Source organism: Parabacteroides massiliensis, from assembly GCF_900155425.1.
In the GTDB taxonomy this organism is placed as follows: Bacteria; Bacteroidota; Bacteroidia; order Bacteroidales; family Tannerellaceae; genus Parabacteroides; species Parabacteroides massiliensis.
In genome coordinates, this window is the sequence record NZ_LT700189.1 from 386,284 (window position 1) to 412,261 (window position 25,978).

The window sequence follows — 25,978 nt, forward strand, 5'->3', positions numbered from 1 at the left end:
ATAATTTAATTGAATATCAGAATATGAAGTCTTTATTTGTTTCAAGCTTACTGTGGTTGTCCGTTTTGTCGGCTGTGGCCAAAGTGCCTTCGATGGAGAAGATCCGGCTGACGGACAACTGGGAATATCTGAAAGGCGACTTGGGGGGGATTTGGGAGGCTGTACGTCCGGCCTCTCCCGGAAGCCCGGAGACTGTTCCCATTTGGCAACCTGTCACGTTGCCTCATTGTTTTAATGCGGAAGATGCCGTGGACCCGGATGCGAATTATTACGAAGGCCCTGGTTGGTATAAAACCCTGCTGACGATAGACAATCCTTATTCGGACGGCCGTATCGTGCTCGATTTCGATGGAGCCGGACAGAAGACGGATGTCTATATTTATACGACTCATGTTGGTAGTCATGTGGGTGGTTACGACAGTTGGAATGTCGATATTACGGATGCAGTGAAAACATTCCTCGGAAGTAAGGATGCGGTGCGTTTCAAAGGCAAAGTGCCTCTGTCGATTCGTTGCGACAACTCTCGTGATTTGGAAATGATCCCGTCCGACTTGGCTGATTTTAATGTTTATGGTGGCTTGTACCGCTATTTGAATCTGGTCTATCTGCCGAAAGTCTCTTTTGAAACGATCCGTCTGGAACCATCTTTGTCTTCCGACCTGAAAGAAGGAACATTGAAAGTAAAGGCAGCATTTTATAATCCGGACGATGTGAAGAAAGCGGATGTGACCGTATCGGTCTACGATGCCGGCCGGAAGCCGGTCTTTACACAAACGATCGAAGGAGTATTGCCTTTGGGCAACCTGTCTTTGGCAGAAATGAAGATCAAGAATCCGGCTTTGTGGGATGTGGATACGCCACAACTCTATACCTGTGAGTTGACCGTAAAGACACCGGACCAGACTTTTACGACGGAAGAACGCTTCGGTTTCCGCCACGCAGAGTTTAAGGATAAAGGTCCATTCTTCCTGAACGGCAAACGTTTATTGTTGCAAGGCACACATCGCCATGAAGATCATGCAGGTGTGGCACAAGCCATGACGGAAGAGATGATGCGTTGTGAGATGCGGATGATGAAAGAGATGGGTGTGAACTTTATCCGATTGGGACATTATCAGCAATCTGAAATTATCCTGGACCTGTGCGACGAATTGGGTATTCTGGTATGGGAAGAAATTCCTTGGTGCCGAGGAGGCCTTGGTGGTGATGTCTACAAGGAGCAGGCGCGCCGGATGCTCGCTAACATGATCGATCAGCATCATAATCATCCGGCTGTTATCATCTGGGGGTTAGGAAATGAAAATGACTGGCCTAACGATTTCAGCACGTTCGACAAGAGTGCGATCCGTGCTTTTATGAAAGAGTTGCATGACATGGCACACCGTTTAGACGACACGCGTATGACGGCGATCCGCCGGTGTGAGTTCTGTAATGACATTGTTGATGTCTATTCGCCTTCTATCTGGGCAGGTTGGTATCGCGGTGTCTTTACCGACTATAAATCGATCTCCGAACAGGAGATGCAAAAGGTAAAACATTTCCTGCATGTAGAGTGGGGAGGCGATAGCCATGCCCGTCGTCATTCGGAAGATGCTTTCTATAATCTGAAGAACATCGAGGCCGGAAAAGGAGGTGACGAACGTGCCGGTGATGCTTCCCTGTATGGCGGTATTCCTCGTGCTTCGCGCGATGGTGACTGGTCGGAAAGTTATGTGGTTCGTCTGATCGACTGGCATCTGAAAGAGCAGGAGACAATGCCGTGGCTGACCGGTACGGCCTACTGGCCTTTCAAGGATTTTTCGACTCCGGTCCGTCCTGACAATCCTGTTCCTTATGTCAATCAAAAGGGTGTGGTCGAACGCGATTTTACTCCGAAAGAAAGCTATTACGTGTTCCAATCTTACTGGACGCAGAAGCCGATGATCCATATCTACGGTCATACTTGGCCGGTTCGTTGGGGTGGAAAAGACGACCGCAAAGAAATTCTGGTGTATTCCAACTGCGACGAAGTGGAACTTTTTGTCAACGGTGTGAGTCAGGGCGTGAAGCGGCGTAATAGTCAGGATTATCCGGCTGCAGGTCTGCGCTGGAACTGTGTTTACAAGGAAGGCATGAACGAAATACGGGCTGTCGGCGTAAAGAAAAAGGAGAAGAAGGAAGTCTCTGACATCATTCGCCAGGAATACCAAACTGCAAAATGGGATAAAGAAGCCGTGTGCCAAGTGAGTCTGCTTTCAGAAGAGGGGGATACGGCTTTGGTACAAGTACAACTGGTCGATAAAAACGGCATCCGTTGTCTCAGTTCCAAAAAGCAGATTGCGTTCGAGATTGCCGGCGATGGCAACCTGATCTGCAATTTAGGTACTTCAACCGGTAGTCGCAAGGTTCAGGCGTATAACGGTCGTGCCTTGATCCGTGTCAAGCGCAATGGTGGCAAGAGCCTGGTTGCCGTTAAATCGGAAGGGCTTCCGACAGTATTTCTGGAGTTGTAGAGTATCTTTATCCAGCTCTATGTTTAACTCTTAAAATCGCAGTAAAAATTAACCGAAGTATTGATGGATTGTACTATATTTGCAAAAAGTTAATTTAAAACGAATGGAGAATATGAAACCCCTGAACCCTGTCCAAAAAACGGTAGTAGGTGTTCAGTTTTTGTTTGTAGCGTTTGGCGCGACTGTTCTTGTCCCCTTGCTTGTTGGCCTTGATCCTTCCACCGCTCTCTTTACGGCGGGGATCGGTACGTTAATCTTTCATCTGGTAACGAAAGGAAAAGTTCCTATTTTTCTTGGAAGTAGCTTTGCTTTTGTGGCTCCTATCATAAAAGCGACCGAGTTATACGGTTTGCCCGGTACGATGTCCGGCTTGGTGGCTGTGGGTGCTGTCTACGGATTGATGAGCCTGTTGGTCCGTTGGAGAGGAATTGGTTTTATCAAACGGCTTTTTCCGCCGGTGGTGATCGGACCGGTTATTATCTTGATCGGTCTGTCGTTGGCCGGTTCCGGTGTGAATATGGCAAAGGAGAACTGGCCGCTGGCGCTGGTAGCTCTGCTTACTGCCATCCTTGCCTCTATGTTGGGACGGGGAATGTTGAAATTAATTCCTATCTTCTGTGGAATCATTGTCGGATATCTGACCGCAAGCCTGTTTGGCTTGGTCGATTTCAAGCCGGTGATCGAAGCCCCTTGGTTTGCCTTTCCGCAATTTGTTAAACCTTCATTGTCATGGGAAGCAATCATTTTTATGATTCCGGTAACGATTGCTCCCGTGATCGAACATATAGGCGATGTGTATGCTATCAACGAAGTGACAGGGAAAGACTTCGTAAAAGATCCGGGACTTCATCGTACGATGTTGGGAGATGGCTTGGCTTGTATTGTTGCCGGATTGATCGGGGGGCCTCCCGTTACGACCTATTCGGAGGTGACAGGAGCTATTTCGCTGACGAAGATTACGGATCCGGCCGTTATCCGTATTGCTGCTGTAAGTGGTATTGTGTTTTCTGTGTTCGGAAAGATCAGTGCGTTGCTTAAATCGATTCCTTCCGCCGTGTTAGGAGGTATCATGTTGCTGTTGTTCGGAACGATTGCCGCTGTCGGTATCAACAGTCTGATCCAGAATCGGACTAATCTGGGTGACACTCGCAACCTGATCATCGTTTCGTTGATCCTAACTTTCGGTATCGGTGGTGCCGCTATCGAATTCGGAGGTTTCACGATGGCCGGTATCGGACTTTCGGCTTTGCTGGGCGTTGTTCTGAACTTGGTATTGCCGAAAAGTAAGACTCAGTCGTAATTTCTGATTTTCAACTCTCAATTATCAATTAATTATTACCTTTGTGCCGCTTTTAACGTGAAGAAGCGGAAATATGTTTAATTAGTATTGGTAAAAGGGAATTTGTCTATGCAAAAATCTGACTGCATCATCGGTGTGGAGCATGTGTCTAAATTTTTTGGAGACAAGGCCGTATTGAATGATGTGAATTTGTCCGTCCGTAAGGGCGAGTTTGTAACCATTCTGGGGCCGTCCGGTTGTGGCAAGACGACATTATTGCGTCTGATTGCCGGATTCCAGACAGCTTCAGAAGGTATTATAACCATTGCGGGAAAAGAAATTACGCAAACACCCCCTCATAAACGTCCGGTCAATACCGTATTTCAGAAATACGCCCTTTTCCCCCATCTGAATGTTTTTAATAATATCGCTTTCGGCTTGAAGCTGAAAAAACTTCCGGCTGCCGTGATCGAGAAAAAGGTGAAGCAGGCTCTCAAGATGGTAGGAATGACCGATTACGAATATCGTGATGTGGATTCCCTTTCCGGCGGGCAACAACAACGCGTTGCGATTGCCCGGGCTATTGTGAACGAGCCGGAAGTACTCCTGTTGGACGAGCCGCTGGCAGCTCTTGACCTCAAGATGCGGAAGGATATGCAGATGGAGTTGAAGGAAATGCATAAGTCTCTTGGGATCACCTTTGTCTATGTCACCCACGATCAGGAGGAAGCGCTCACCTTGAGCGACACGATCGTCGTGATGAGCGAAGGAAAGATCCAGCAGATCGGAACGCCTATAGATATCTACAACGAACCGATCAATTCGTTTGTTGCCGACTTCATCGGTGAAAGTAACATCCTGAACGGCTTGATGGTCAAAGATAAATTAGTATCCTTTGCCGGACATGAGTTCGAATGCGTGGATGAAGGTTTCGGCGAACAGGCTCCGGTGGATGTCGTACTCCGCCCGGAAGACATTTATATTTTCGAACCGTCTGAAGCCGCCATGCTGACCGGGACGGTTACCTCCTCTATTTTCAAGGGCGTCCACTACGAAATGATGGTGCAGACACCGGAAGGCTATGAGTTTATGGTGCAGGACTACCATTGCTTCGATGCCGGACAGGAGGTCGGCCTGCTGGTCAAACCATTCGATATACACGTGATGAAAAAAGAACGTATCTGCAATACGTTCGAAGGAAAGATGGTGGATGCCACGCATGTGGAATTTTTAGGTTGTACGTTCGAATGCCGAGAGGTATCCGGTATTGAGCCGGAAACGCCCGTGCAGGTCGAAGTGGACTTTGACCACGTCATCCTGGAAGACAATGAAGAAGACGGACGTCTGACCGGCGAAGTGAAATTTATCCTTTACAAAGGCAACCATTATCATCTGACGGTGTTTACCGACTGGGACGAAGATATCTTTGTCGATACAAATGATGTCTGGGACGACGGCGACCGGGTCGGGATCACGATCGCTCCCGAAAATATACGGATTGTTCAATCAACTAAAAAGGAAGGAAGTGATAAGTAAGATTTCAGCTTTTTTTATGCGGCGTAGGAACTGGACGATTCCTTATGCCCTGTTTTTGGCTGTTTTTGTCGTAATGCCCTTGTTGCTGATCGTATTATATGCGTTTACAGATGCCGACGGCGCGTTCACTTTTGCTAATTTCCGTAAGTTCATGGTGCATCCTGAAGCGATGAACACGTTCGTTTATTCGATCGGGATTGCGATTATCACGACACTTGCCTGTCTTATCTTGGGTTATCCGGCTGCTTATATCTTGAGCCAGGAACGCTTCAACACCTCCCGGACGATGGTCGTGTTGTTCATCCTGCCGATGTGGGTGAATATCCTGATCCGTACACTGGCTACAGTGGCGCTGTTCGATTTCCTGAACCTGCCGCTGGGAGAAGGGGCGTTGGTTTTCGGTATGGTGTATAACTTTCTTCCGTTCATGATCTATCCTATTTATAATACATTGCAAAAGATGGACCGCAGCCTGATCGAGGCGGCACAGGACTTAGGCGCCAATCCGTTTCAAGTCTTTATGAAGACGATCCTGCCTCTTTCGATGCCCGGTGTGATGAGCGGGATCGTAATGGTTTTCATGCCGACAGTTTCCACGTTTGCCATTGCCGAATTGCTGACGATGAATAACATCAAACTGTTCGGTACGACTGTGCAGGAAAATATCTATAACGGCATGTGGAACTATGGCGCGGCTCTTTCTCTGATTATGTTGTTGCTGATCGGCGTTACCATCCTTTTTACGAATGAGGAAGACAACGCTTCAAACGAAGGGGGAGGTGTGATATGATGACGAAATGGATGGCAAAAGGATATCTGTGGTTGCTGTTGGCGCTGCTGTATTCTCCGATTCTGATTATTATGATTTTCTCGTTTACCGAAGCGAAAGTCTTGGGAAACTGGACGGGATTTTCAACCAAACTGTATAGTTCGCTGTTTACAGGAGGCGTGCAACGTTCGTTGGTGAGCGCGTTGTGGAATACGTTTGCCATTGCGATGATTGCGGCGACCGTCTCCACGCTGTTAGGCAGCATTGCGGCTATAGGCATTTTCAACCTGCGCTCACGGGCCCGCCAGGTGATGAATTTTGCTAATGCGATCCCGATGATGAATGCTGATATTATTACGGGTGTCTCTCTTTTCCTGCTGTTCGTGAGTTTTGGTGTTTCGCAGGGATTCACGACGGTCGTGCTGGCGCATATCACGTTCTGTACGCCTTATGTGGTCTTGAGTGTTATGCCTCGTCTGAAAAAGATGAATCAAAATGTTTATGAGGCGGCGCTCGATTTGGGGGCGACTCCTTTCCAGGCGTTGCGCAAGGTGATCTTGCCGGAGATTCGTCCGGGAATGATCAGCGGCTTTATATTGGCTTTTACGCTTTCGATCGACGATTTTGCCGTTACCATCTTTACGATCGGCAATGAGGGACTGGAAACCCTGTCGACCTTTATTTATGCGGATGCCCGCAAAGGAGGACTGACACCGGAGTTGCGTCCGCTGTCGACTATCATCTTCGTGACGGTACTTGTCCTTTTGATTGTGATTAATAAACGGGCGGAGAAGTCCAAAAGCTAATGAAGAAAAGCAGGAAATGAATAAACTGATTACAATAATTGCCGGCTGCATGCTCCTTTTAGGTGCAATGTCCTCATGTGGACGTACGGACGAGGAACGTAGCCATATCCTGAAAGTCTATAACTGGGGGGATTATATCGACGAAGATGTCTTGGCCGAGTTTCCCGCCTGGTATAAGGAACAGACCGGTGAGGATGTCCGGATCATCTACCAAGTGTTCGATATCAATGAAATTATGCTTACCAAGATCGAACGCGGGCATGAAGATTTCGACTTGGTCTGCCCGTCCGAATATATCATCGAACGGATGCTGAAGAAAAACCTCCTTATCCCGATAGATCGTAATTTCGGGAAGACGCCGGATTATCTGGATAATGTCTCTCCCTATATCCGTGAGCAATTGAATAAGCTAAGCCAACCGGGGCGGAAAACGAGCGACTATGTCGTGCCTTATATGTGGGGGACAGCGGGAATACTGTATAATAAGCAGTTTGTGGCCCAAGAAGAAGTGGAAAGCTGGAATTGTCTCTGGGATCCCCATTTCAGGAATAAGATTCTGATGAAAGACAGCTATCGCGATGCCTACGGTACTGCCATTATCTATGCTCATGCAAAGGAGCTGGCAGACGGTGTCGTAACGGTCGAACAGTTGATGAACGACAACTCTCCCGAAGCGATTGCCCTGGCAGAGGAATATCTGAAAAAGATGAAACCCAACATTGCCGGTTGGGAGGCTGACTTCGGTAAGGAGATGATGACGAAAGGCAAAGCGTGGCTCAACTTTACCTGGAGCGGAGATGCGGTTTGGGCGATGGACGAAGCAGAGGCTGTCGGGGTGGAACTGGACTATGAAGTACCCCGCGAAGGCAGCAATATCTGGTATGATGGTTGGGCGATCCCTAAATATGCCCGCAATGTAAAGGCCGCCAGTTATTTTATTGATTATCTTTGTCGTCCGGACGTCGCTTTGCGGAATATGGATGCCATTGGTTACGTCAGTGCCATTGCGACTCCCGAAATCATGGAAGCCAAGATCGATTCGACAATCGAGAAAGTGTCCGATCTGAGTTATTTCTTCGGTCACGGTGCGGATAGCATCCGGATCAATCCGGTACAATATCCCGACCGTAGGGTAGTGGAGCGTTGCGCCATGATCCGCGATTTCGGAGACCGGACGGAACTGGTTTTAGAGATGTGGAGCCGTGTGAAAGGAGATAACCTGAATACCGGAATCGTCTTGCTGATCTTTGCCGTGTTCGGAGTGTTATTTGTCTGGCTGGTATATCGCAGGATACGTCAATATAAACAGCAGCAACGACATCGCAGGCGTCGCCGTCGTTGGTAGTAATTGTTAGAATCAAAATTCTCTATTAAAAGAAGGTCATGGAAGGCATAAAAAATTTGGTTATAGATTTTGGCGGTGTGATTATCAACCTCACCCGTAATAGATGTATCGAGGCATTCGAAAGTTTGGGTGTTACAAATATACGCGAGCAGATAGTCAACAACTATCAGCAAAAGGATCTTTTTATGAAGATCGAGCTTGGTTCCATCACGACAGCGGAGTTTCGCGACGGTATCCGCCGTCTGGCACAGCAGCCTTTGACGGACGAACAGATCGATGCCGCCTGGATTGCCATGCTCGGTGATGTCCCGGATTATAAGCTGGAGCTTTTACTCGACCTTCGCAAGCATTACAATACGATGTTGCTTAGCAATACGAACGAGATCCATTGGAACTGGTCGGAAAAAAACTGTTTCTCCTATAAAGGCCATCATGCTTCCGACTTTTTCAATCACATTTATCTTTCCTACCGCCTTCATCTGTTGAAACCTGATGCCGAAATATTCGAATATGTCCTGCAAGACGCTAACATCCGTCCTGAAGAAACACTTTTCATAGACGATGCCGTCCCCAATTGCCGTACAGCGGAATCGCTTGGATTCCATACCTATACTCCCCAACCCCGTGAAGACTGGTCACATTTGTTTGGGAATATAAATCATAAATCATAGATCTTTCACCTTTAGTATATTGTATGAAGTCCCCACGTCATACACGTCATTTCCGTCTACCTTCTTGATGTAGTTAACGACACGGATGGTGACAGGAAGGATTATTACTTCATAGAGGGATTTCAGAGCCGCCTGTGTCCCGATCATGATAAAAAGTTCGCCAACCGGTATCAGTCCGGCGAAAGCGATCGGGAAAAAGATCATCGAATCGGCACTCTCGCCGACCAAAGTGGAGACGATGGCCCGTAAAGAGAAATTTTTTCCGGCCGAAGCTATCTTCATCTTACTCATCACATAAGCATTCAGGAACGAACCGACAAGAAAAGCCATCAGGCTCGCTATGGCGATACGTGGTGCCATCCCGAACACGAAGTTGAAACCTTCTTCGCCTTCCCAGAATGGAGCGGCAGGCAACATCACCGCCAATTGTGCAAATCCGATTACAAGGAAATTCGAAGCGAACCCGCTCCAGATAATCAGGCGTGCCTTCTTGAATCCCCATACTTCGGCAATACAGTCATTGATAATATAAGAGATCGGGAAAACGATCAGTCCGGCAGTCGCTGTGATGCCGAATACCTGTATGACTTTGGTTTCTAACAGGTTTGAAGCTACCAGGCAGATATTGAATAGGATGCCCAACAGCATGAACGGAACGGTTACGGTAGATGTCTTCTGCATATTTCTTGTTTTTAACGAGGTTTATCAAGCACTCGGTGAATAATGTAAAGGAACGTTTTTGGTATTTTGCAGGCAAAGGTAGAAATAAAAAGCGAGATAATGAAAACTATCTTAATCAGTCTTTTAAGAATAGCTTATAAGCAAGTGCGTGTACTTCCCTTCAATCATGATCGTGTTCGGTGATAATTTATAATTTCCCTAAATAGTGTTTTTCAAGGTATTCGTTGAATTTGTCTTTGTATTGGTTACCGATTGGGATATAGGTGTCTTTGCCATATATGATACGGTTGTTGGCGACAGCCGTTATCTTTTCCAAGTTGATGATGTAGGAGCGGTGGACGCGCATGAATCTTTCCGCAGGAAGGCGTTCTTCCAGCTTCTTCATGCTTAGTAAAGTCATGATTGGCTTTTGGTCTTCAAAGAAGATACGGATATATTCGTTCTGGCTCTCCATGTAAATGATTTTATTCATATCCAGCCGGATCATCTTATAGTCTGCCTTGATAAACAAGTTGTTATTGCTGTTTTCAGCCGGGATTTCCGGAAAGGCTTGCAAAGAAGACTGCGGGGTTTTTGTCTGTAGCTCGTATTGATGTAGCGCTTTATTGGCTGCTTTCAAAAACTCGTTGTAGCCGAAAGGTTTCAGCAGATAGTCGAGGGCATTCACCCTGAATCCTTCTATCGCATATTCCGTATAGGCCGTTGTGAAGATTATAATCGGTTTGTTGACCAGTGATTTGACAAAATCGACTCCGTTCAGGTCAGGCATGTTTATGTCGGCAAAGATGAGGTCTACCGATTCTTTCGCCAACAGGTCGAGCGCTTCCAGGGCACTGTTGCACGCCTTGACCAGTTTCAAGAAAGGGACTTTCTCTATATACCCTGTCAGTTGAATAAGCGCCAAAGGCTCATCATCTATCGTTATGCATCGTATCATAATTGTATGGGTATTATCAGAAGGACACGATATTGATCATCCTTATTTTCTATATGAAGTGTATAATTTGTATCGTAAAGCAAACGAAGACGTTTCCGGGTGTTATCCAAACCGATACCCGTGTCTTCCGTTTCCTTTTCTTCGAAGTAGCTGTTTACGATCAGGCAATCTAATTCCTGATCTTTGATTTTCATGGAAAGATGGATAAACGATTCACTTTTGTAGCTGATGCCGTGTTTGAAAGCATTTTCCAGGAAAGAGATGAAAAGCAGGGGCGGAATCTGTGTGTTCGGGATTTCATCGGGCAAGGAAATCCTGATATCCACCTGCTCCGTGTATCGGATCTTCATCAGCTCGATGTAGTTGGATAGGAAATGTATCTCCTTCTCCAGTGGTACGGAAGGCAGCGATGCGTCGTAGAGGACATACCGCATGATCTTGGACAGTTCCAAGACGGTCTTCTGTGCCTTTTCCTTGTCGATGTCGATCAGGGCATGGATATTGTTGAGCGTGTTCATGAAGAAATGCGGGTTGATCTGATGTTTCAGATAAGCGAGCTCCGCCTCGGAAGTCTGTTTTTCCAGGCTTTTCATCCGATGGTCATCGCGAATGGATTTGAACAGGAACTTGATCGCCATGTTTACCCCGATGATCAAGATGACGATCAGGAAGTGAGGCGCTATAAACGGAGGCAGCCGGAAACCACCCGGATTGGGCTGGCTGTCCGGATTGAACCGATGGCCGGGCATTTGGGGATTGGCCCGAAGCCTTTTTTCCGGGATCATCGGCGACCGTTGTTCCAACGCTTGTTCCCTGTTGTTGTTCCCCCATGGCGGACGATTGCCGGGCATGTCCTGGGCAGACATGTTTTTGATGCTGACGATGATCGTCAGCCCTATCGCGCAAATTGTGAACAACAGGTACAGCCACGATTTCTTACGGACCAGCAGGAATGGGAGCAGGATGTAATTATTGACTAAAAACAGTATGAGGAGTGGGCATATCATTTTCCAGGCATGGAAAGCCGATTCCCAGTCGAATTCGGAGGGACCCTTGAATCGGTCGGTGTCCCATAAAGGCATGACTAAGACCACTACCCAGATGATCAGGTAAATGAAATTCTCTAATAGTTGAAGCCTACGTTCCTGTTTTTCCATTTGGTATCCTTTTAAAACCGGAATTGTTTTGTGCAAAGATACGTGTTTGTCAAAAACTGGAATGGAAAATCAATGAATAGGGATATTTCATCGACGAAACGGGATATTTTTAGTAGATATTGGCCATGCTCACCAGTGGTTCGTACAGTTTCTCTATATCTTGGGCATCCAGTTCGATGGTGAGCTGGTCACCGGGGAGGATGGTTTGTCCGGCAGGCGAGATGTCTTTACGGTCGCGGTGGATATTTATAATTACGCAATGGTTGGGAAGTTTGAGAGTGTCGACCTCTTTGCTATCAAAATAGGCTCCGGCCATCACCTCCACGTCCAAAGTCAGCCGTTTCTGTTCCCTGAAAACTGGTTTGTTGATCATCTCTTCATAGAACATCACGTTGAACGGCTTTATTTCCAGCAGTTCCGTGAAATAATAGGTGAGTCCGCCTACTACGATGGAAGGATAGAAAACTTCGAAATGCCCCGTGATTTCCGTAATCAGGATAATGGCCGTGATAGGAGTGCGTACGACAGCGACCAGGAAGGCGCCCATCCCGATCAGCATGACATAGCTCACGCTTGCCATCCCGATGATCCCGTGTTGCACCAGGACGAGGGCATAGAGTTTGCCGATCAGTCCGCCTGTCACAAGTGTCGGGATGAAGCTCCCGCCCGGCAATCCGGAGGAGAAGGAGAAAACGGTAAACACCATGTGAAGGAACATCATTCCGGCAATCCAATAGATATTACCGTTGCCGCCTTCCGCCTGCTGCATCAGAAATTGTTCGCCTCCGCCGGTCAGGTCGGTGACGGTCAGCGAAATGAGGTAGGCCATGACCAGAAGCCCTAACAGCTTGATATGCTCCGGTTGCCGGATAGCCGGGAACATCCGTTTGGCGTATAGCATCAGCAGGGAATAGAATTTGCCGAAAACCGATACGATCACGGCAAACAGAAGATACAGCTTGAGGTGCAGTCCTATCGGCAGGTCGGGTACGATGGCCTGTATGTCGTGATACGGATTGATCGGGAAAATCGTACTGGCGATCGCTCCGGCGACGACACCGGCCAGGATCGTCGTGATAGCCGTTTTCGGTGCATCGAAGCGTTCGATCGATTCGATCACCAGCGTGGCGGCGGCAAGGGGAGCGGCAAAGGCGGCTGCCAATCCTGCACCTGCACCCGCGGCGAGAAGCTGCTTGCGTTCACCACCCAGGATATGTCCCCATTTGCCGACCAGGTCGCCTATATAGGACCCCATTTGTACGGAAGGCCCTTCGCGCCCCATCGAAAGGCCGCTGCTGAGCGTCAGGACACCGCCCGCGAACTTAGCCAGCAGTTGGCGGAAGGAATGTACATACTCGATGCGTCCGTTGATAACGGCCCGTGTCTGCGAAATACCTCCGCCTCCGATGTATGGCCACCGTCTGACCATACGGGCAATGAAGCAGAGTACTCCCCACAGGACAAGAAATAAGGCGATATGATAAAACCAAGGAGGTGAAGACTGGAAGAAGTTCTTCCGCATATTGAAGAAAAGTTGCAGCAAAAAGTGGTAAGGGACCGCCACCAATCCGGTCAGCAACCCCACGATCAGACTCACGAAATAGAGTCTGGCATCTACCAACTTCAGTTTTACTATCCGATTAACTTTCATCTCCCCTTAAACAGGGAGCAAAGGCCGTTGGTTTAACTTTCAATTCTCAATTATCAAAAACACCGGATATATCCCAACGAATAAGTCTCGTACAGATTGTCTTTCATTCCGTGGGTATACCGGAAAGAGATGATGTTTTTCTTGATCTCGTATCTGAGGTTGTTGCGCCAGTGTATGGGGCGGTCGCCGTTGTTCTCGTATCCGTAGAACCCGGCCAGGTTGGTGGCGAGCGTGAAACCTCTGTATTTGCCGGTGAACCCGACCCCGTAGGAGATGGCGTCGTTCTGGCGATGCACCATGTCGTTCGTCATCCAGCAATAGAACCCGACGAGCGCCTGCATACGGATCGAAGCCTTTCCGTCAGTGCTTTTCCACAGGTTCCGGCCGACGTTTACATCGAACCAGTAGGATGCGGCATCTGTAAAACGGGCATCGCACAGGCGGCCTCCACTGGCTGTCTTAATATTGGCACTGATGGTCGCATCCACCCATTTTTCGCTTCTCAGGACTTGGAAAAAGGAACTGATAATGACGTCGCCGTTATATTTGATCGGGCTTTCCGTCTCCACGGCGAAGCGTTCGTCACGTGTCTCCGGCGTCATTTTATATTTTTCCTTGAAACACCAGTTTATTTCGACTCCCGCACGTCCTCTGAAGAACGGCAACAGGGCGCGTCCAACGATGTCCCAAGTCTTGTCGCCAGTATAATAATGATATTCACCCCGTACTTCCACCTCGTACCGTTCGCTCACCTGTCCGTCTCTCATTTCCGGGATCGGGAAAGCGTTCGGTCCGAAATAGCGCGGGGAATAGATGAGCAGTTCTGTCTTGTCACGCCAGCTGTCGGCATGGCTGTCGGTTGCGAAAAAAGCAAATACGAATGTTGTCAGTAGTATTCGGGATAAATATTTCATTATGGATGTATTTTTTCTTCAGCCCACAAAAGTACATATTTCATATCGATTTAGTACATTTGCCTCAAACAAATCTTTAAACCATAGAATACCATGAGACATTTACATTTTGGAAAGCTGCTTTTTGTTGTCTTTTCCCTCTTGTTTGCCTGTACGGTTTCGGCGCGTAAACCGATTAAAACATTACTTATCACAGGACAAAACAACCATAACTGGCAGGTGAGCCACAACGTGCTGAAACAAATCCTGGAAAATTCCGGCCGTTTTGAAGTGGACTTTGCCGTTTCTCCCGAACAAGGCAAGGATATGTCCGGTTTTGTGCTCGACTTCAGCCCCTATCAATTGGTGGTACTGGACTATAACGGCGATTCATGGCCGGAGGAGACGAACCGTCGTTTCCTGGAATATGTGCAGAACGGCGGTGGCGTTGTCATCTACCATGCTGCCGACAACGCTTTCTCCAAATGGCCGGAGTTCAACAAGATATGTGCATTGGGAGGCTGGGAAGGACGTAACGAGAATTCCGGTCCTTATGTGTACTGGCAGGACGGCAAACTGGTCAAGGACAGTTCGGCCGGTCCGGGCGGTTCGCACGGGCGCCAGCACGAATATGTCTTGAACGGGCGTGACAAAGTGCATCCTATCGTGAAAGGCCTGCCCTTGAAATGGCGTCATGCCAAAGATGAACTTTATGACCGTATGCGGGGACCGGGCAATATCCGGGATATTTTGTATACAGCCTATTCGGACAAGGAAACAAATGGTTCCGGTCGTGAAGAACCGCTGATCTTTACGGTCGATTACGGGAATGCCCGCATCTTCCATACGATGCTTGGACATGCCGGTGCTACTCCGGAAGATAATATCGCGATGCAGTGTACGGGCTTCCAGGTGCTTTTGCTTCGTGGCGCCGAATGGGCGGCCACCGGAAAAGTGACCCAGAAAGTCCCGAAAGATTTCCCGACGGAGACTGCTTGCTCTTATCGGAAAGAGTATAAAGAAAATTGACAATTGGTAATTGACAATTGACAATTAAAGAAATGATCATCAAAACATTTCCAATTGTCAATTGTCAATTGTCAATTATCAGTCCTTAAAGCGGATATTCCTCGAACGCATACAACACCGTTGACAAATATCTCTCGCCTGTATCCGGCAATAGTGCCACGATTGTCTTTCCTTCGTTTTCCGGAAGTTTGGCCAGTTGCAGGGCGGCATATACGGCTGCACCGGAAGAAATGCCGACCAACAGGCCTTCCTTTTGTGCCAGTTCGCGCGATGTGCGGATGGCGTCGTCTCCTTCTACCTGGATGATTTCATCGACCACCGAGCTGTCGTAGGTTTTAGGAATAAAGCCTGCGCCGATCCCTTGTATCTTGTGTGGTCCGGGTTTTCCGCCTGAGAGCACGGGCGAATCGGCCGGTTCCACGGCTACGATCTTGACATTCGGGTTGTGCGCTTTCAGTCCTTTGCCAACGCCGCTGACCGTACCACCCGTTCCGACTCCTGCGACAAAGATGTCGACTTTGCCGTCCGTATCGCGCCAGATTTCCTGTGCGGTCGTCTTTGCATGTCGGGCAGGGTTTGCCGGGTTTTCAAACTGTTGCAAGATGATGGAGCCGGGTGTCTCGTCACGCAATGCTTCCGCTTTGGCGATAGCACCTTTCATCCCTTCCGCTCCGGGAGTGAGGACCAGGTTGGCACCTAATGCTTTCAGCAGGTTGCGGCGTTCCAGACTCATGGTTTCGGGCATTGTCAGTATCAATTTATAACCTTTGGCAGCCGAGACGAAAGCCAGTCCCACGCCTGTGTTCCCACTGGTCGGCTCTATGATTGTTGCTCCCGGTTTCAGCAAACCTTTTTCTTCCGCATCTTCGATCATTGCCAAAGCAATGCGGTCTTTTACGCTACCTGCCGGATTGAAATATTCCAGTTTTCCGATTACTTTTGCTTTCAGTCCTTTGCTTGCGTTGAAGTTTGAGAACTCTAACAACGGCGTATTGCCTACGAGGTCAGTCAGTTTTTTTGCTATGTGTGCCATATAAATTAAGAATTATAAATTTAAAATCTGATTTGTCAATTGTCTATTATCAATTGTCTGCTACAAAGGTAATCCTGTTTTCTGTCTCCTGAAATACCATAAATATGGTATATTTTTTCATGCATCCAGCAACCGCATCATCGTTTGCATTTTCGCCTCCGTTTCCAACCATTCGCTTTCTGCTTCCGAAGAGGCGAGAATACCTCCGCCTGCATACAAAACAAAAGCGTCTGGAAGGATGTTCATGCAGCGCAGGTTTACATACAGGTCGCTCTTCTCTTCGGGGGCCAGCCATCCGATAAAACCCGAGTAATAGCTCCGGTCGTGGCCTTCGTTCTCCCGTATAAAATGATACGTCTCTTCTTTGGGCAGCCCGCAGACGGCAGGTGTGGGATGGAGCCGTTTCAGCAGGTCGCCGAGTTTCTTGTTGTCGGGCAAAGGAAAACGGAAGTCGCTTTTCAGGTGTGACAATTCGCCGGCGCGTACCGGGACTGGTGCTGTCTCTGCCGGTTTGATGCCTAATGCTTGCAGTTGTTTGCGGATATAGAAAGAGACATATTCCTGTTCTTCCCTGTTTTTGTCGTCCCATTCTGTCGGCAGTTCTCCGTTTTGGAGCGGTTGAGTGCCGGCAAGGGCAACCGTATGCCATTCCCCGTTCTTGCCGGAGAGGATGATTTCGGGCGTACAGCCGAGCCACGTGCCTGTCGCAGGTGTATGGCAGAGATAAACATACGAATATTTGTATCGCCCGGTTGCCTTATGGAAAGCGGCGGCAGGGGAGAAGCCCGCTTTGCCTGCCGGGATCGTCTGGCTGCGTGAGAGCACGAGTTTCTCGAACTGCTTTCGGCGCAGCGGTTCGATGAAGGCATTGAAACGACGGCTGTAGTCTTCCTTCGGAGTTTTACGGCTTGAAACAAAAGTTTCACGATGATGGAACTCTTGTTCCGTAGGCATGGAACTTCTGTCCCATAGGCATGAAACAGTTGTTTCCTCGCCGAGCGGAAGTTCCTGGATGTCCGGGCGGATCAGTACGATCGGATGTTGTTGGCTGACATGGAAGGGAGCGATGACGAAACCGCTCTGTTCGTCCAGCTCTTCGATGTTATAGAGAAGACGTGCAGAACCGGAGGTCTGCATGGCGAAACGGGGTGCTTCTCCCGGTATCCGCCAGAGTGCAAAACTCCGGTTCTTTCTGATTAATGTGTCGATTGCGTTACAAACTCTTAATTCGTCTGGTGTCATTTCTTTTTTAATATACTGTTGACTACACGGATGGAAGAAACCAATTTATCCGTAGATGTGAATACATCGACGTTCCAAACGTGCGAAGAGCGTCCTTTGTGGATGATGGTTCCGACGGCGCGAACGGTATCTCCTTCATGGGCGGATGACATATGGTTGCCGCTGACCTGCATGCCGACCACGATTTCGTCCGGCTTGGCCAGGATCATCGATCCCAGCCCGGCAACTGTTTCGGCCAGTGCGAGTGTCGCCCCGCCGTGCAGGATTCCGAATGGCTGGCGGGTACGTTCGTCTACCGGCATGGTCGCTTCCACGCGGTCTTCGGATGCATAGGTGTATTGGATGCCGAGGTTTCCCATCAGGGCGTGCCGGGCACGCTTGTTCAGTTGGTCGAGCGGTACTTCCGTCGGGCGTATGTCGGCCAGAATTGCCCGTTCGACGGCTACGGCCACGCCTTCTTCTTCGTTGGTGAGCGTCGTTTTGTCCACACAAGCCTTAACCGAATCTGCTGCATTTCCCATTGCGATCCCGACACCGGCAAGCTGCAACATGGTCACGTCGCAAACACCGTCGCCGATCGCGATCACCTCTTCCGGCAGTACGGACAGTTTGGTCATCAATACGCCCAAAGTGTTTCCTTTGTCGATAAACTGCGGAACGACTTCTAAGAAGTAAGGTTCCGACCGGAATGCATCCAGCACACCGTCGAGGCGTTTCTTCCAATGATTCTCCAAACCGACGAGCGCCTCTTCGTCATCACTCGCCAGCATACATTTGCAGGGCGAAAAATCGACGGCTTCGACAAAGTTGTCGACACCGACTACCTGCATGTTGTTCAGGTTGGCCTCCTGGATGACGAACTTGTTGTCCGGTTTGTCTGTCAGGATGAAATCTTTGTGATAAGTGAAGATGGCAAAGTCGTTTTTCTTTGCTTTCTGTACGAAATAGGGGATCCATTCCGGATCGATACGTTTCTCAAATAAAAGTTCGCCGGTCTGCACGTTGATGATCTGACCGCCGTTGTAAGAAAGAATGTAACCTCCATAATGATTCAGTTCCAGCTTTTCAGCGATGGGCATGACTCCGTTAGTTGGTCTTCCTGATGCCAATACAATGTGTACTCCCATTTGCTGTACCTTCAGAAGGGCAGCCAGGGTACGGGGGCTGATCTCTTTTTTGTTGTTGAGCAGCGTCCCGTCTACGTCGAGAACTAATAATTTGTACTTCATGGGCTCTCTGTATTTTTTGTTATGTCCAACAAATATAGTGAATTTTTGCTACCATCCGCTTAATCGTGAGTGTGAAAGTTTTAGTCCACGATAATGATTTTGCACAAAATACAATATCCCCCTAAAAAAGGAGATATTGTATATTAGCTTGATTTTCTGTAGCCTGTGGGAAAAGGTAGTTTGTTAAAAAATATTACCCTTGCTACTAAATTGCGTTATATGGGGTACAAAATCGAAATAGATGCGGTAGTAGTTTCGATTTGGACCAATGGCTTTTTTATGAATATGACAATAAGGGGTTACGCCGGGAGAGGAGATTGAACGGTGATCACCTGCCCGTTCTCCCGGATATATTCGTATAGCCCCTTGTAGAAGGCGTGTCGTGTCAGTGTCGGTGCGTCTCCCAAGATCATCAGTTTCATGCGGGCGCGGGTGATGGCGACGTTCATGCGGCGCAGGTCGCCGAGGAAACCGATCTGTCCTTTGTCGTTGTCGCGTACGAGGCTGATCATGATCACATCGCGCTCCTGGCCCTGGAAGCCGTCTACGGTGTGGACGGTTATCAGGCGGCGGAAAGGTTTGAAGAAAGCGTTGCGCTTGATCAGTCCGCGGATATATTGAACCTGCGATTTGTAAGGCGAAATCAGTCCGAAGTCGATGCTTTCGTCCAAGACTCGTTCCTTGCCGACCTTTTCGATATATTTTTGCAAGGTCGAGACAAGCAGTGCCGCTTCGTCTCTGTTAATACGGCTCATGCTGTCGGCGAGCTGGTCTTCTTCGAAATGGCAGTCTGCCGTGTCGAGCCAGACGACAGGCGTATCGAACTCCAAGATGCCGCGATGCTTGACTTCCGGTGCGGATTGCAACTCGTCATGGTAGAACCAACGGGAAGGGAAACGCATGATGTCCTCGTTCATCCGGTACTGCGTTTTCAGAAGCGAGACAGTTTCGGGCTTCCGGTCAGTTATTTTTTGCATCAAGGTGTGATCCAATCCGCCGCGTGCCGCTTCCATACATTTGATGGTAGGAGGGAGCTGGTGATGGTCGCCTGCCAGAATGACCCGGTCCGCTTTGCCGATCGCGATCCAGCAGGCGGCTTCGAGAGCCTGGGCAGCTTCGTCGATAAAAAGAGTCGTGAAGTTGCGGTTGGTCAACACCCAGTTTGCCGATCCGACCAGCGTGCAGGCTACGACACGCGCCTCGTCGAACAGTTCCGTGTCGATCTTCACTTCCAGTTCTGTCGCCCGGAAACGGAGACGCGAGAGACGGTTACGGGCCGTTTCTTTCTCACTGTGGCTCTTTTTGCGGAGGTTGGATTGTATTTCGCGGATCGCCTTGCGGATTCCCCACAATTCGGCATAGTCGGGATGCGATTCGAAACGCCGTTCATAGGTGAAAGAAAGCATCTTGTCGTTTACACGTGTCGGATTGCCGATACGCAGGACATGGATGCCGCGATCCACCAGTTTTTCGGATATCCAGTCCACGGCCGTATTGCTTTGAGCACAGACCATTACCTGGTTTTCCCGGTGCAAAGTCTCATAGATGGCTTCCACCAAAGTGGTCGTTTTGCCGGTTCCGGGAGGGCCGTGTACGATCGATACGTCTTTTGCCGCCAATACGTGGTTGACCGCCTCTTCCTGCGATAGGTTCAGCCAGGGAAAGCGCATGGGGAAAAGCGTACGCCGGCCGACGGGAGTTTGGCCTAACAAAACATCACGCAAGTAGGCCAGCCGGTTTCCTTTCGCTTGGATAACGGCAGACAAGGCGTTGAACATCATCTTGTAGCTGGTCTCGTCGAAATAAAGCTGAACGCCGATTTCGCCTGCCTTCTGTATCTCCATAAGTGCGTTAGGAGAGGGCAAAACTACGACCATCCGGTCGTCTTCCACATAACTGATGACGGTCGTGAAGTTCAGGTATTCCGGTTTTCCGCCTCCTTTTGTCGTGAAGAAGCAGACCGGACGGCCATATTCGAAATTGTGTTCGATCTCTTTGTCTTCCAGCCGTTCGATTTCGACGACAAGCTGGTTCAGGGAATTATAGTAGTTCTTTCCCGGTACGACAGGATACCAGCACAGTCCTTGCTGGATGCGGCGGTGTATGCCGGCTTGCTCGGTTTGCTGGCGATACATCTCTTTTTCATATTCGAATTCTTTCTGCAGAAGCTCGTACTGATGTTGCAGGTCTGCTGTCGGAGTCTTGAATTGAGTCGTCATCATTCTTTGTTTAATCGGGCGCAAACTTACATAAAAAAACGCAATCGGATAGGGGTTTTTCGCCTTTCCGATGTCATTAAATCGAACAGATGGCTATCTTTGTTCATTAATTTGGAAGGATTAAAATTGAAGAGTATGAAAAACAGAGTTCTGTATGCGATCATATCTTTGTCGGTTCTGACAGGATGCGGTTCGATGAAGAATATGAGCCGGGAAGACCGGGCAGGCGTAGGAGCCCAGATAGGTGCTTTTGTCGGATGGCTTTTCGGCGGAGCGGTCGGAAATGCCATAGACGATGATATCGGCGGCGACATAGGGGCGTTTGTCGGGACGGCGGTAGGAGGAATCGCCGGTGCGCAGATTGCAGCAAATACAGGCGACAATGTCAGAGTGGAGAAAAGGAATCCGGGAAATTATACGCCGTCCTCTCATGTTCTCCTTCCCGATTTGCAGATCGAAGACATCCTATTGGAAGAGGATAGCCTTACTCGCGACAACAAGATCAATGCAGGCGAAACCTGCCGTATCTCCCTCGTGATCGTGAACAACAGTTTTCAGGATGCTTTGGACGTAGAACCGATAGTGAAAGTCAAGAAGGGCAAATACCTGAGACTGTCCGAGCCGGTCAAGATTGCAAAAATCACCCGCGATGACCGTATCACCTATAACGTCACGGTGCAGGCCTCCCCGAAGTTGCGTACGGGTGAAGCTGTGTTCAGTGTCCGCCTGGAAGAAGGGCGTGGCAACGGCACGGAAGAGGAAACCTTTACGGTCAAAACTGCCGGTGGCGACAAGTGATATCTTATCCGATGAGAGAATAAAACATCCATACAGAAAGGAGGACGAATAAAACAAATATGGCTAAAAGTAATTTTATTTTGGATAGATGGTTGGCATCTGCTTTTTCTTTCTCTATAGTCCTTTTTCGAATTTCTTTCATTTCTTCAACGGATGTATTGGGCAGTTGAGTACTGTTCCCGATTCCCATGAGCCTGTTTCGGGTTTCCTTTAGGCGTTCTCTGCTTAATTTCCGGAGCTCGCGGTTCTCTTTGTCCCGTTGTAACATATCATTTATGCAGCCTAAAGTTCCCATAATGTATTGATTATTTATTAGATGAAACAAATATACGTTTTTCTGTCGGGTATTTTCTTTAAATTAAAGAAATAGTTCAAATTATCTATGTTCTGCAATCGAAATATCTATGTTTTAAAAAGGATATCTTATCTTTGTACCGATTAAAGTCAAAGAATATCTATATCATGGATAAAACAACTCAAACACAAATCATTCAACTTATACATCAGGAAGTGATTCCCGCTATCGGCTGTACGGAACCGGTTGCGGTCGCATTGGCTGCCGCTAAGGCTGCCGAGACATTAGGCTGCAGGCCGGAGAAGACGGAAGTATTTCTGAGTGCCAACATCCTGAAGAATGCGATGGGCGTTGGAATACCCGGAACCGGAATGGTCGGGTTGCCGATAGCGATCGCTTTAGGCACGTTGATCGGGAAGTCTGCTTATGGCCTCGAAGTCTTGCGTGACCTCACGCCTGAAGCGCTTGCCGATGGAAAGCAGATGATCGAGGAGAAACGGATTCATATCGCTTTGAAGGAGAATGTCGACAAACTCTATATCGAAGTGATTTGTTCAGCTGGAGATGAAACGGCGCGGGTGATTATCTGCCATGAACATACGAATATCGTGTATGTGGAGAAGAATGGCGTGGTCTTGGCAGACCGGAGGAAAGAGGATGTTGCCTGCGACACTTCGGGCGGTGAAGACGAATTGAGGCTCTCTTTCTCTACCGTGTATGAGTTTGCGATGGAAATGCCGCTCGATGAGATACGTTTTATCCTGGAGACTGCCGATCTGAACCGGAAAGCGGCCGAGGCCTCCATGAAAGGTAATTTCGGCCATACGGTCAGCAAAACCGTTTCCGGCGCATACGGGCGTAAATATATGGGCGAGTCAGCCTATACCCACATGTTAGCAATGACGGCCGCCGCCTGCGACGCCCGCATGGATGGTGCCATGATCCCGGTGATGAGCAACTCCGGCAGTGGCAACCAAGGAATTGCAGCGACACTTCCCGTCCTTTCTTTTGCCGAAGATATCGGATGTTCGGAAGAGCAGTTGATTCGCGCCCTGATGTTGAGCCATCTGATGGTCATCTATATCAAACAAAGCCTGGGACGTCTGTCCGCTCTTTGCGGTTGCGTGGTGGCTGCCACGGGAGCCAGTTGCGGCATTACCTATCTGATGGGGGGTAATAAGGTGCAGATTTCCTATGCGATCAAGAACATGATCGGCAATATCACCGGTATGATTTGCGACGGGGCAAAACCCAGTTGCGCCATGAAAGTTTCCAGTGGCGTTTCGACTGCGATGCTATCCGCGCTGATGGCAATGGAAAACAAGGTGGTAACTCCGGTCGAGGGCATTATCGATGAGGATGTCGACAAGTCGATCATCAACCTGACTTCCATCGGTTCCAAAGGTATGGAAGCTACCGATAAACTGGTGCTGGATATTATGACCGGAAAATCCTGCTAACGAAATTGAGAATATGCTGACCGATATCCGTCTGTTGAGTCATCAATTGGCAAAACCCTGGTTCAAGAACCCGAAAGACTTGGTTGCCTGGATGGGAGCTATCCAGGCACAAGAATATACGATGGCGAAATGGGCGGTCGGGACTCGTTTGAAGTCTTCTTCGTTGCAGGCGGTGGACGATGCGCTTGCAAAGGGGGAAATCCTGCGTACCCATATATTGCGGCCGACTTGGCATTTCATAGCAGCAGAGGATATCCGCTGGATGCTGCAATTGTCGGGAGACCGTATACGGACAGCCTTCGATTCCTATGCAAAAAGCCGGAAGATGGAGATAACCGGAAGCTTCTATGCAAAAGGTTGCAGCTTGCTGGAACGATTGTTGGGTGGAAACAAGAGCCTGACAAAGCAGGAATTGGCGGATGAGTTCGGTCGGGCAGGGATCGAGGCGGACAATCACTTGATACATTATTTTCTGGTCCGTGCCGAAACGGATGGTTTTGTGTGCAGCGGGGTAGATAAAAACAAGAAGCCGACCTATGCTTTGCTGGAAGAACGTGTGCCTCCTGTGAAAGAACTCAACCGCGAAGAGGCGCTCGCCCGGCTGGCTACCTTATATTTTCAAAGCCATTCCCCGGCCACATTGCCTGATTTTGTCTGGTGGTCCGGCTTGACGGCGACCGAGGCACGGCATGCGGTTGCGTTGATCGAAGGCGATCTGCTTGCCGAAAAGTTTGATTCGGAAACTTTTTACCTGCATGCAACTTGCGACTTGAAGGCCCGTTGCCGGAAAGTGTTGCATCTGTTGCCCTCGTATGATGAATATCTGATCAGTTATAAAGACCGGACGACCGTTATGCTGCGCGAACATCATCCTAAAGCATTCAATACTTTCGGTATCTTTTACCCCGTAATCCTGTATAATGGCCGGATCGTCGGCAATTGGAAAAAAGATTCGAAAAAGAAAGCACTTGCTGTCGAAACGTCTTTGTTCGATGAATCTTTCGATCTTCCGGAAGATTTGCTGAAAAAGGCAGTCGATTATTATTGCTCTTTCCACACCCAAAAGTAGGGATTCCACACTCGGCTGTGGATTTTTTACACACTTTCCCCAATCCGTTCCACACTTCTCCGATTTCTTCTGTATGAAGTGTGCCGCTTTTATAGGCTTGTATATCAGTTGTTTGTTTTTTTAATGTGTCTTCTTCCCCGTTTCCGGCACGTCCTTTGCTGTTTCTTTACCAGAATTAGATATTATCCTTCCCGAGATATTGTTTTCTGATTGGATATTTGATTAGAAAAAGCTTATCGATATTAAATCCGCTTCGCCTGTGAAGGTAAAGCGGATTTTTCAGTTTAGAACCATTTGATCTTCCTGAAAATGAAGAACGATAAGGCCGATAGCGTGATGGAGACCATGACGATGATGGCGAAACCGTGCGGCATGTTCTCTCCGTAGATCGGGACGTTCATGCCGTAGAAGCTGGCGATGAGGGTGGGGACCATCAGGATGATGGAGATGGAGGTCATGCGCTTCATGATGGTGTTCACGTTGTTGGAGATGATGGAGGCGAACGCATCCATCGTACCGGTCAGGATGTCGCTATAGATATTGACCGTGAGGTGCGCCTGTTTCAACTCCGTTTCCACATCTTCCACCAGTTCGTTGTCCATATAGGCCGGTTCCTGGAAAATGCTTTGCAGTTTGCTGAGCATCACTTCGTTGCCACGGATGGAGGTGTTGAAGTAAACCATGCTCTTCTCTAACTTCATCAGGCGAAGCAGGTCTTCGTTGCGGATACTCTTTTCCAGTGCTTTTTCGGCGTGCGCCACCTCGTTGTTGATTTGTTTCAGATATTTCAGGAACCATACGGCAGACGAATGGATCAGCCGCAGGATCAGGTCGTATTTATGACGTACGACGACTTCTTTGCGGCGGGTATACCGGATAAAGTCCGGTATCAGTTCCGTCTTGTAGTAGCAAACGGATATGATGATTTCATTGTTTGTCATAATTCCCAGGGGAATGGTCGTGAAAGGAATACCCTGTTCCTGGCTCTGCACCGGAATCCGAATGATGGTCAATAACCAATTTCCCTCATATTCGATACGCGGGCGTTCGTCCGTATCGGCAATATCGCTTAAAAAAGATTCGGGAACATTGAATTGGTTTGTCAGGTAATGGATATCCTCTGCCGTAGGGCATTCTACATTGATCCAGCTGTTTGGAAGCCATTGGTCTTTTTCCACAAAGCCGGCTTCACAATAAAGAAAAGTTCTCATTATTGCCTCCTTTCGTTTTTGTCAACGTACAGAGGCCTTGCTGTTGTACCCCTGTGCGTTACTTGTTACTTTCTGTTTCTGTTTCTCGCGGAATACTGTCGTCCATAATTTATCATTACTTTTTACGGCTGCAAAGGTAGAAAAATCCGCCGATAAATGTGTTCCGGAAGCGGATT

General features: G+C 48.5%; 22 protein-coding genes. 11 read left to right on the forward strand and 11 right to left on the reverse strand.

Annotation, left to right across the window (positions count from 1 at the left end; translation table 11 throughout):
- Positions 1 to 23 precede the first annotated feature (23 nt).
- The 7 genes from BQ9893_RS01625 to BQ9893_RS01655 all read left to right on the forward strand — a co-directional run bounded on the left by BQ9893_RS01625 (position 24) and on the right by BQ9893_RS01655 (position 8,898).
- Positions 24 to 2,492: a glycoside hydrolase family 2 protein gene (locus BQ9893_RS01625; protein ID WP_075964439.1), complete on the forward strand. Its 2,469-nt coding sequence runs from the start codon at positions 24 to 26 to the stop codon at positions 2,490 to 2,492.
- A gap of 103 nt (positions 2,493 to 2,595) precedes the next feature.
- Positions 2,596 to 3,792, forward strand: coding sequence for a uracil-xanthine permease family protein (locus tag BQ9893_RS01630; RefSeq protein ID WP_075964440.1), 1,197 nt, complete (start codon positions 2,596 to 2,598; stop codon positions 3,790 to 3,792).
- 108 nt (positions 3,793 to 3,900) lie between these two features.
- Entirely contained in the window at positions 3,901 to 5,307 is a 1,407-nt protein-coding gene (gene potA, locus BQ9893_RS01635; protein WP_075964441.1) for a polyamine ABC transporter ATP-binding protein, read from the forward strand.
- A 16-nt stretch (positions 5,308 to 5,323) separates the two neighbouring features.
- Positions 5,324 to 6,097: an ABC transporter permease gene (locus tag BQ9893_RS01640; RefSeq protein WP_075964442.1), complete on the forward strand. Its 774-nt coding sequence runs from the start codon at positions 5,324 to 5,326 to the stop codon at positions 6,095 to 6,097.
- On the forward strand, positions 6,094 to 6,882 hold the full coding sequence (locus tag BQ9893_RS01645; RefSeq protein WP_075964443.1) for an ABC transporter permease: 789 nt from the start codon (positions 6,094 to 6,096) through the stop codon (positions 6,880 to 6,882). The genes BQ9893_RS01640 and BQ9893_RS01645 overlap by 4 nt, the downstream gene beginning before the upstream one ends.
- A gap of 16 nt (positions 6,883 to 6,898) precedes the next feature.
- The gene (locus BQ9893_RS01650) at positions 6,899 to 8,227 is read left to right on the forward strand and encodes an ABC transporter substrate-binding protein (RefSeq protein ID WP_075964444.1); all 1,329 of its coding nucleotides are present in this window, start codon (positions 6,899 to 6,901) and stop codon (positions 8,225 to 8,227) included.
- Between the two features lie 38 nt (positions 8,228 to 8,265).
- Positions 8,266 to 8,898, forward strand: a complete 633-nt coding sequence (locus BQ9893_RS01655) for an HAD family hydrolase (protein WP_075964445.1) — start codon at positions 8,266 to 8,268, stop codon at positions 8,896 to 8,898.
- Here the strand turns inward: BQ9893_RS01655 and BQ9893_RS01660 are convergent.
- The 5 genes from BQ9893_RS01660 to BQ9893_RS01680 all read right to left on the reverse strand — a co-directional run bounded on the left by BQ9893_RS01660 (position 8,893) and on the right by BQ9893_RS01680 (position 14,238).
- Positions 8,893 to 9,579 (reverse strand): queuosine precursor transporter, encoded by a 687-nt coding sequence (locus BQ9893_RS01660; protein WP_075964446.1) that lies wholly within the window; start codon positions 9,577 to 9,579, stop codon positions 8,893 to 8,895. The genes BQ9893_RS01655 and BQ9893_RS01660 overlap by 6 nt on opposite strands.
- A gap of 187 nt (positions 9,580 to 9,766) precedes the next feature.
- Positions 9,767 to 10,513 (reverse strand): LytR/AlgR family response regulator transcription factor, encoded by a 747-nt coding sequence (locus BQ9893_RS01665; protein WP_208610797.1) that lies wholly within the window; start codon positions 10,511 to 10,513, stop codon positions 9,767 to 9,769.
- Complete coding sequence (locus BQ9893_RS01670; protein WP_075964448.1) at positions 10,513 to 11,673, reverse strand: sensor histidine kinase; 1,161 nt, start codon at positions 11,671 to 11,673, stop codon at positions 10,513 to 10,515. Before BQ9893_RS01670 ends, BQ9893_RS01665 begins: the two co-directional genes overlap by 1 nt.
- A 109-nt stretch (positions 11,674 to 11,782) precedes the next feature.
- Entirely contained in the window at positions 11,783 to 13,324 is a 1,542-nt protein-coding gene (locus BQ9893_RS01675; protein WP_075964449.1) for a ClC family H(+)/Cl(-) exchange transporter, read from the reverse strand.
- Between the two features lie 53 nt (positions 13,325 to 13,377).
- Positions 13,378 to 14,238: a hypothetical protein gene (locus BQ9893_RS01680; protein WP_075964450.1), complete on the reverse strand. Its 861-nt coding sequence runs from the start codon at positions 14,236 to 14,238 to the stop codon at positions 13,378 to 13,380.
- A 93-nt stretch (positions 14,239 to 14,331) separates the two neighbouring features.
- Here BQ9893_RS01680 and BQ9893_RS01685 point away from each other — a divergent pair, with 93 nt between their 5' ends.
- Complete coding sequence (locus BQ9893_RS01685) at positions 14,332 to 15,246, forward strand: ThuA domain-containing protein (RefSeq protein WP_075964451.1); 915 nt, start codon at positions 14,332 to 14,334, stop codon at positions 15,244 to 15,246.
- An 85-nt stretch (positions 15,247 to 15,331) separates the two neighbouring features.
- Here BQ9893_RS01685 and cysK read toward each other — a convergent pair whose 3' ends face one another.
- The 4 genes from cysK to BQ9893_RS01705 form a co-directional block, all read right to left on the reverse strand.
- Positions 15,332 to 16,279, reverse strand: coding sequence for a cysteine synthase A (gene cysK, locus BQ9893_RS01690; protein WP_075964452.1), 948 nt, complete (start codon positions 16,277 to 16,279; stop codon positions 15,332 to 15,334).
- 117 nt (positions 16,280 to 16,396) lie between these two features.
- Positions 16,397 to 17,521, reverse strand: a complete 1,125-nt coding sequence (locus tag BQ9893_RS01695; RefSeq protein WP_075964453.1) for an isochorismate synthase — start codon at positions 17,519 to 17,521, stop codon at positions 16,397 to 16,399.
- Positions 17,518 to 18,750, reverse strand: coding sequence for a Cof-type HAD-IIB family hydrolase (locus BQ9893_RS01700; RefSeq protein ID WP_075964454.1), 1,233 nt, complete (start codon positions 18,748 to 18,750; stop codon positions 17,518 to 17,520). Before BQ9893_RS01700 ends, BQ9893_RS01695 begins: the two co-directional genes overlap by 4 nt.
- Positions 18,751 to 19,049: 299 nt before the next feature.
- The gene (locus BQ9893_RS01705) at positions 19,050 to 20,969 is read right to left on the reverse strand and encodes an AAA domain-containing protein (protein ID WP_075965355.1); all 1,920 of its coding nucleotides are present in this window, start codon (positions 20,967 to 20,969) and stop codon (positions 19,050 to 19,052) included.
- Between the two features lie 135 nt (positions 20,970 to 21,104).
- Here BQ9893_RS01705 and BQ9893_RS01710 point away from each other — a divergent pair, with 135 nt between their 5' ends.
- Complete coding sequence (locus tag BQ9893_RS01710; RefSeq protein WP_075965356.1) at positions 21,105 to 21,767, forward strand: glycine zipper family protein; 663 nt, start codon at positions 21,105 to 21,107, stop codon at positions 21,765 to 21,767.
- A 4-nt stretch (positions 21,768 to 21,771) separates the two neighbouring features.
- Here the strand turns inward: BQ9893_RS01710 and BQ9893_RS21965 are convergent, their stop codons facing one another.
- Positions 21,772 to 22,062 carry a hypothetical protein gene (locus BQ9893_RS21965; protein WP_075965357.1) on the reverse strand — a complete coding sequence of 97 codons (291 nt, stop codon included), beginning with the start codon at positions 22,060 to 22,062 and terminating at the stop codon, positions 21,772 to 21,774.
- 167 nt (positions 22,063 to 22,229) lie between these two features.
- On the opposite strand from BQ9893_RS21965, the gene BQ9893_RS01720 reads away from it, so the two are divergent.
- Together BQ9893_RS01720 and BQ9893_RS01725 are read left to right on the forward strand one after the other, a co-directional pair.
- The gene (locus BQ9893_RS01720; protein WP_075964455.1) at positions 22,230 to 23,522 is read left to right on the forward strand and encodes an L-cysteine desulfidase family protein; all 1,293 of its coding nucleotides are present in this window, start codon (positions 22,230 to 22,232) and stop codon (positions 23,520 to 23,522) included.
- A gap of 13 nt (positions 23,523 to 23,535) precedes the next feature.
- The gene (locus tag BQ9893_RS01725) at positions 23,536 to 24,591 is read left to right on the forward strand and encodes a winged helix DNA-binding domain-containing protein (protein WP_075964456.1); all 1,056 of its coding nucleotides are present in this window, start codon (positions 23,536 to 23,538) and stop codon (positions 24,589 to 24,591) included.
- Positions 24,592 to 24,875: 284 nt separating this feature from the next.
- On the opposite strand, the gene BQ9893_RS01730 is transcribed toward BQ9893_RS01725, so the two are convergent.
- Positions 24,876 to 25,802: a magnesium transporter CorA family protein gene (locus BQ9893_RS01730; RefSeq protein ID WP_075964457.1), complete on the reverse strand. Its 927-nt coding sequence runs from the start codon at positions 25,800 to 25,802 to the stop codon at positions 24,876 to 24,878.
- Positions 25,803 to 25,978: the final 176 nt, after the last annotated feature.